A 7,214-nucleotide genomic window follows, 5' to 3' on the forward strand; every position below is an offset into this window, starting at 1 on the left:
CAGCAGTTGAGAGGAGCAGTGAAGTTGCATGTCTTTGGAGCAGCATACGTATGACGAGAGTCAGATACAGGTCTTGGAAGGATTAGAGGCGGTACGCAAACGTCCGGGGATGTATATTGGCTCCACCAGTGGCAAAGGTCTTCACCATCTCGTATGGGAGGTTGTCGATAACAGTATTGACGAGGCTTTGGCTGGTTATTGCTCAAGAATCGAGGTTATCGTACACGAGAATAACAGCGTAACCGTTATTGATAATGGCCGCGGTATTCCTGTAGGCGAGAATGCAAAACTAAAAAAATCGACACTAGAGGTCGTTATGACCGTTTTGCATGCCGGGGGTAAATTCGGCGGTGAGGGCTATAAAGTATCCGGCGGTTTGCACGGCGTCGGTGTATCTGTCGTAAACGCGCTGTCCGAGCTCGTCATTGTTCAAGTAAAACGCGAGGGCCACATCTATCAGCAAGAGTACCGCAAGGGTGCTCCGCAGTATGATATTAAAATAATTGGCGATACGACGGAAACGGGCACACAGGTCACGTTTACGCCGGATAGCGAGATTTTCACGGAAACAACCGTTTATGATTATGAAACGCTGCAGTCGCGTATTCGTGAGCTGGCGTTTTTGAATAAAGGCATTGAGATCGTTCTTTCCGATGAACGCACAGGCGTATCGAATACGTTTATTTACGAAGGCGGAATCATCGAATTTGTAAAATATTTAAACCGCAATCGCGAGCCGCTTCATGAGCTGCCGATTTATGTCGAAGGCTCGAAGGACCATATCCATGTAGAGGTCGCATTGCAGTATAACGACAGCTATACAGAGAACATTTATTCTTTTGCAAACAATATCAATACGCATGAGGGCGGTACGCATGAATCCGGCTTTAAGAGTGCTCTTACGCGTATTATTAATGACTATGCACGCAAATCGAACTTGATTAAAGACAATGACTCCAACTTCTCCGGAGACGATGTGCGTGAAGGCTTGACTGCGATTATTTCGGTCAAAATTCCGGAGCCGCAATTCGAAGGACAAACAAAGACCAAGCTTGGTAACAGTGAAGTTCGCGGAATTGTGGAATCCTTTTTTGCCGAGAAACTGCAGGAATTCCTTGAGGAGAACCCATCGGTTTCACGCAAAATCGTAGAGAAAGGCTTACAAGCCGCACGTGCCCGTGAAGCAGCGCGCAAAGCGCGTGAGCTGACTCGACGGAAAAGTGCACTCGAAGTAGGATCATTGCCTGGTAAGCTTGCAGATTGCTCCTCCAAGGATGCTTCAATCAGTGAGCTCTACATCGTAGAAGGTGACTCTGCCGGCGGATCTGCTAAACAGGGTCGCGATCGTCACTTCCAAGCTATTTTGCCGCTTCGGGGTAAGATTTTGAACGTAGAGAAAGCACGTTTGGATCGGATTTTGGGCAACGCGGAGATCCGGGCTATCATTACAGCGCTTGGTACGGGCATTAGCGATGAGTTTGATTTGGCTAAGGCTCGTTATCACAAAATCATAATCATGACTGATGCCGACGTCGATGGCGCTCATATTCGAACGCTCATGCTGACGTTCTTCTATCGCTATATGCGTCAAATTATAGATGCGGGCTATATTTATATTGCTCAGCCTCCGCTATTTAAAATTGAGCGCAATAAAGTGATTCGTTACGCGCAAACCGAGAAGGAACGCGATCGGATTATTGCTGAATTTGGCGAAGGCGTCAAAGTAAACGTCCAGCGTTATAAAGGACTCGGCGAGATGAACGCCATTCAGCTTTGGGAAACAACGATGGACCCGGAAAGCCGTACGATGCTCCAGGTAACGATCGAAGATGCGATTGAAGCTGATGTCGTTTTCGATACGCTTATGGGTGATAACGTCGAACCGCGCCGTGAGTTCATTCAGAAATACGCTAGATACGTAACGAATCTAGATTTCTAAAGCGTGTAAATGGTAAAGAAGCAGCCGCCAATTATGGACGTCTGCTTCTTTTTTTGAAACGGCCATAGGCAACCGCATAGCGGTATACCTTATGAAATACGCTTTGGTCGGGCAGCTTTCGAAAGATAAAAGGATCAGGTAATGTATTGACTTCTAAAATCCATGGATGAAGATTGGCATCAATTGCAATGTCGACTCCTAATTCTTTTATGCTAGGGTAAGCAGCCTCGAGATTTTTTGCGATGGCAATACTTAGTTTTCTCAATCTGTTTTTGAACGCAGTCAGCTCTGATGAGTTGGTATGGTCGCTCATTAACCGCTCCAGCGCCATAGGGGTTCCGCCGCTATGATAATTTGTAACAATTTTTGCTGGATGCGCAAGCCGTCCGATAATTCCTGTTGCTTCCCATTCTTTGCTTGGATTTTTTTGCACCATGACACGAATGTCGAAGCGGCGTTTCTGATGACGAAGCAAGTGGATTCCTTTTTGAACGATGTATTGCCGATTCTTCTTTTGTTTCGCAAGCTTTTGGTAAAGCTCCTCAAAAGTAGGGAAGAACAAAATACGCTTATCTAACTGATAGCGGTAACCGAGGGTGGGTTCAGTCGTTCTTTCTATTCGAGTAACGCCATTGCCAAAAGTACCGTTAATAGGTTTGAAGTAGACCATTCCATATTCACTCAGCATGGACTGAAGATTTGTGCGTCCAAATAACTTCGTTGTAGGCATATATTGACTTAAATACTCAGATGTGAGCATGATATTTGTTTTAGCCCATTTGCTCTTAACACGTCGAATGCTCAACGGTTTTTCTCCTCTCGCGTTGTTTCTTTTCTCCGAACGGAAATCAAATGATGAAGGAGACAGACTTGGAATTGAGTGGTATAATGAAAGTTGGGTCTGTTTATTTTATGGCGGTTTTCCATGTATGGATAGCGGGAATTCACCTATTTTTTTTGAAGAATGAAGCCTGTTTCACCGGAATTTCAAAAGCAAGAGCTAAAAATGTTTATATGCTCGCTTTTTGAGAAAGTAATATAAGAGTTATGTTGTTTTAAGAGTAGCTATAGATGGCGTCAGGGAGGTAAATCATGGCGGAAGAACAACGTATATCTATAAGAGATCGGGATATTGGTACGGAGATGCGGGATTCCTTTATGGATTACGCAATGAGTATCATTGTAAGCCGTGCTCTTCCCGATGTTAGGGATGGTCTAAAGCCAGTGCATCGACGCATTTTGTTTGCGATGTCAGAGCTAGGCATGTCACCGGACAAGCCTCATAAGAAGTCGGCGAGAATCGTAGGAGAAGTAATCGGCAAGTACCATCCGCATGGTGATTCAGCAGTATATGAATCGATGGTACGGATGGCGCAGGATTTTTCTATGCGTTATATGCTCGTTGACGGACATGGTAATTTTGGTTCAATTGATGGTGACTTTGCAGCAGCCATGCGTTATACGGAAGCTCGTCTTTCGAAAATAGCAATGGAACTGTTACGTGATATCAACAAGGAAACAATTGATTTCGCACCCAACTATGACGGTGAAGAATCGGAGCCAGTAGTACTTCCAGCACGTTATCCGAATTTGCTCGTAAACGGGGTTACGGGTATTGCGGTAGGTATGGCTACGAACATTCCTCCACATAACCTGAACGAGGTTATCGATGGAGTACAGGCTCTAATTGTTAACCCTGACATTACGCCAGTCGAGTTAATGGAATATATAAAAGGTCCAGACTTCCCAACAGCCGGATTTGTAATGGGCCGCCAAGGCATTCGTCAAGCTTATTTGACAGGGCGCGGTTCGGTAACGATGCGGGCGCGGGCAACCATTGAGGAGAATAACGGCAAAGCGCGCATTATTGTGCATGAGCTGCCTTATCAAGTTATCAAAGCCCGTTTGGTTGAGAAGATTGCTGAGCTCGTTCGCGAGAAAAAGATCGAAGGCATTACGGATTTGCGCGATGAATCTGACCGTAACGGAATGCGTGTCGTCATTGAGCTTCGTAGAGACGTTAACCCAAGTATCGTGCTGAATAATTTGTACAAGCATACGCAGCTGCAGTCCAACTTCGGGATTAACATGCTGGCGCTCGTAAATGGTGAGCCTAAGACGCTTAACATCCGAGATATGCTTTATCACTATTTGCAGCATCAAATCGAGGTTATTCGTCGCCGTACCGAGTTTGACCTTAAAAAAGCTGAGGCAAGGGCACACATCTTGGAAGGTTTGCGCATTGCGCTTGACCATCTGGATGAGGTTATTGCATTAATTCGTGCTTCTCAGACGGCCGATCAAGCCCGCGAGGGTTTGATCACAAGATTCTCACTCTCACATGAGCAGGCGCAAGCGATATTAGATATGCGTTTACAGCGTCTGACTGGTCTGGAAAGAGACAAAATTGAAGCGGAATACGCAGAACTAATGCGTAAAATTGCTGAATATAAAGCGATTTTGGCCGATGAACAGCTTGTTCTTGATATTATCAGCACGGAGCTAAATGAACTAAAGGAACGCTTCGGTGATGAGCGCCGTACAGAGCTAATGGCGAGTGATGAAGAAATTCTAGACGAGGATCTCATTCCTCGTGAGGATGTTATCATTTCGATTACGCATACAGGCTATATCAAGCGTTTGCCGGTAGGTACTTATCGCAGCCAGAAGCGGGGCGGTAAAGGCGTAGTCGGCATGGGTACGAAGGATGATGACTTTGTTGAACATCTATTCGTTTCTAATACGCACCATTATCTATTGTTCTTTACAAACAAGGGTAAGGTGTACAAGCTAAAAGCCTATGAAATTCCTGATCTCAATCGTACTGCTCGCGGAACGCCAATCATTAACCTTATTCAAATTGAACAAGGCGAGACGATTAATGCGGTTATACCGGTGCAGGAGTTCGATTCTGAGCACTACTTGTTCTTTGCAACAAGACAAGGGGTTGTGAAGAAAACACCTCTGGACGATTATGTCAACATCCGGAAGGTCGGTCTAATTGCTATCTCGCTTCGTGAGGATGATGATCTCATTGGCGTGAAGTTGACTGATGGTAATCAGGAAATTATTATGGGTACGGCGCAAGGGATGTCCATCCGCTATTCGGAGCAGGATGTTCGATCCATGGGACGTTCAGCTACAGGCGTTAAAGGTATCCAACTCGATGATAACGATACCGTTATAGATATGGACGTTATCGTACCAGATAAGGATATTCTGATCGTTACATCCAAAGGTTACGGCAAGCGGACTCCAGTGGCCGATTATCGTATTCAAAACCGTGGCGGTAAAGGCATTAAGACGCTTAACGTTACCGATAAGAACGGGCCGATCGTATCCCTCAAAGTCGTTGAGAACGATGAGGATCTTATGATCATGACCGCTTCTGGTACGATGATTCGCACGAGTATGGAGGGCATCTCAACGATGGGCCGAAATACACAAGGGGTTAAGCTCATTAATACGCGTGAGGATGATACGGTAGCAACTGTAACACGTGTAGCTCGCAGTGAAGAGAATGAAGTGCTTGATGAGAACGAAGAGCAAGACGGTAGCGAAACGCCAACAGAATAATGATAAAAGACACAGCTGATGCCGTCATCGTACGGATCAGCTTGTGTTTTGCAATTTTAATACATATGTCGAATATATTCACTTACAGGGGAGAGGACTCTTGTGGCGGCGGTAACGTTATCACATCTTAAATTAGGCGATAAAATCATTGAAGATGTCCTCACCCCGCTTGGCGGTGTTCTATTTCAAAAAGGTAAAGTCGTTACACCTAAAGAAGTAGAAATATTGCAAGCATTCCTTATTACAAGTGTTGAAATTGAATCAAACCAAGCTTCAAGCAAAACACGCGAGGATACAGATGAAGATTCATACCAGGAAGCAAGTCCGGTATTCGTGGAATCTCCCTTGCATGAAGAGTATGACAAAATGGTCATTGTTTTGCGCCAAGTATTCAATTCTTTTGTAGCTGGGCAAGCAATGCCGGTAATGGATATTCGCAAACAGCTAGAGAAGATGCTGGAGCATATTAAGAGCTATAACTTGCTAACCTTTGTACCGCGTCAATTTGTGGAGAAGGATTACTTGATCCATAATAGTATCACTTGTGCACTAACTTCTTATCAAATCGCGCAATGGACGGGTTTTCCTCAAAAGGATTGGATGCAAATCGCATTTGCCGGCTTATTGCATGATATTGGGAACGTTCGGATCGACAAGATGATCCTCACCAAGCCCAATCCGTTATCAGCGGAAGAGAAAGAAGAAATGATGAGGCATACCGTTCTTGGTTACCAGCTGCTCAAAAATGTCCCTGCCCTGAACGAGGGGGTAAAGATGGCTGCCCTGCAGCATCATGAGAAGGTTGACGGTTCGGGATATCCGCTTGGCATAGATGCGACGAAAATTAACCCTTATGCCAAGATTGTAGCTATTGCAGATATCTTCCACGCAATGACCTTAAATAAGGCATATAGGAAGGCTGCGTCTCCATATCTCGTACTGGAACAAATTCAAAGTGATTCATTCGGCAAGCTGGATCCGACTTATGTCCGTACATTTGTAGAGAAGGCGACTCAGTTCCATAATGGAACGATCGTCAGGCTCAGTGACGAGCGTGTTGGAGAGATTGTGTTTTCGGAACGCAACTACCCTACGAGGCCATGGGTTTCCATTGAAGGGGTAATCGTAAACCTAATCGTTGAGCGACATCTTCATATTAAGGAAGTACTGAGATAAATTACTCTTATAATAATGAACAGTAAGTACATTCACGTCACGCTAAGACTAATTATGTTTTAGCTGCGTATCTTTGTACTTACTGTTTTTTAATTAGCAGTATGAATAATAAAAGAATGACGGGAAACATTATATTTTGTTGCATCGGTACGTTGCATTTCTTAGTTTGGACGAGCAATACCAGTTATAAAAAGGGGCAAAATGCTAAAACAAAAACTTTTTCGCAAATAAAGAAAAAAACACTTGCAATACCATAGGCGAACATGATATATTATCTAGGTCGCCAACGAGACACACGGTCGACACGGAAGAAAAGATTGCTCTTTGAAAACTGAACAACGAGTAATAACTGCCTCGCAAATCCTTCGGGATAAGCGAAAAAGCGATAAAAAGTAATGAGCATTTCAAACACCAATTTGGAGAGTTTGATCCTGGCTCAGGACGAACGCTGGCGGCGTGCCTAATACATGCAAGTCGAGCGGATCTTGTCCTTCGGGACAAGGTTAGCGGCGGACGGGTGAGT

At 44.7% G+C, this 7,214-nt stretch carries 4 protein-coding genes and 1 rRNA gene; 4 read left to right on the forward strand and 1 reads right to left on the reverse strand.

The window, feature by feature from the left end:
- Positions 1-28: 28 nt before the first annotated feature.
- Positions 29-1,939, forward strand: a complete 1,911-nt coding sequence (gene gyrB, locus RCO25_RS18950) for a DNA topoisomerase (ATP-hydrolyzing) subunit B (protein ID WP_308997694.1) — start codon at positions 29-31, stop codon at positions 1,937-1,939.
- A 31-nt stretch (positions 1,940-1,970) separates the two neighbouring features.
- On the opposite strand, the gene RCO25_RS18955 is transcribed toward gyrB, so the two are convergent.
- Positions 1,971-2,744 (reverse strand): YheC/YheD family protein, encoded by a 774-nt coding sequence (locus RCO25_RS18955; RefSeq protein ID WP_308997695.1) that lies wholly within the window; start codon positions 2,742-2,744, stop codon positions 1,971-1,973.
- 287 nt (positions 2,745-3,031) lie between these two features.
- On the opposite strand from RCO25_RS18955, the gene gyrA reads away from it, so the two are divergent.
- From gyrA to RCO25_RS18970, 3 genes are all read left to right on the forward strand, one after another.
- Positions 3,032-5,515, forward strand: coding sequence for a DNA gyrase subunit A (gene gyrA, locus RCO25_RS18960; RefSeq protein WP_308997696.1), 2,484 nt, complete (start codon positions 3,032-3,034; stop codon positions 5,513-5,515).
- A 102-nt stretch (positions 5,516-5,617) separates the two neighbouring features.
- Positions 5,618-6,691 (forward strand): HD-GYP domain-containing protein, encoded by a 1,074-nt coding sequence (locus tag RCO25_RS18965; protein ID WP_308997697.1) that lies wholly within the window; start codon positions 5,618-5,620, stop codon positions 6,689-6,691.
- Positions 6,692-7,104: 413 nt separating this feature from the next.
- Positions 7,105-7,214 (forward strand): 16S ribosomal RNA (locus RCO25_RS18970); the annotation flags it as partial.

Source organism: Paenibacillus sp. LHD-38, assembly GCF_031157315.1.
In the GTDB taxonomy this organism is placed as follows: domain Bacteria; phylum Bacillota; class Bacilli; order Paenibacillales; family Paenibacillaceae; genus Pristimantibacillus.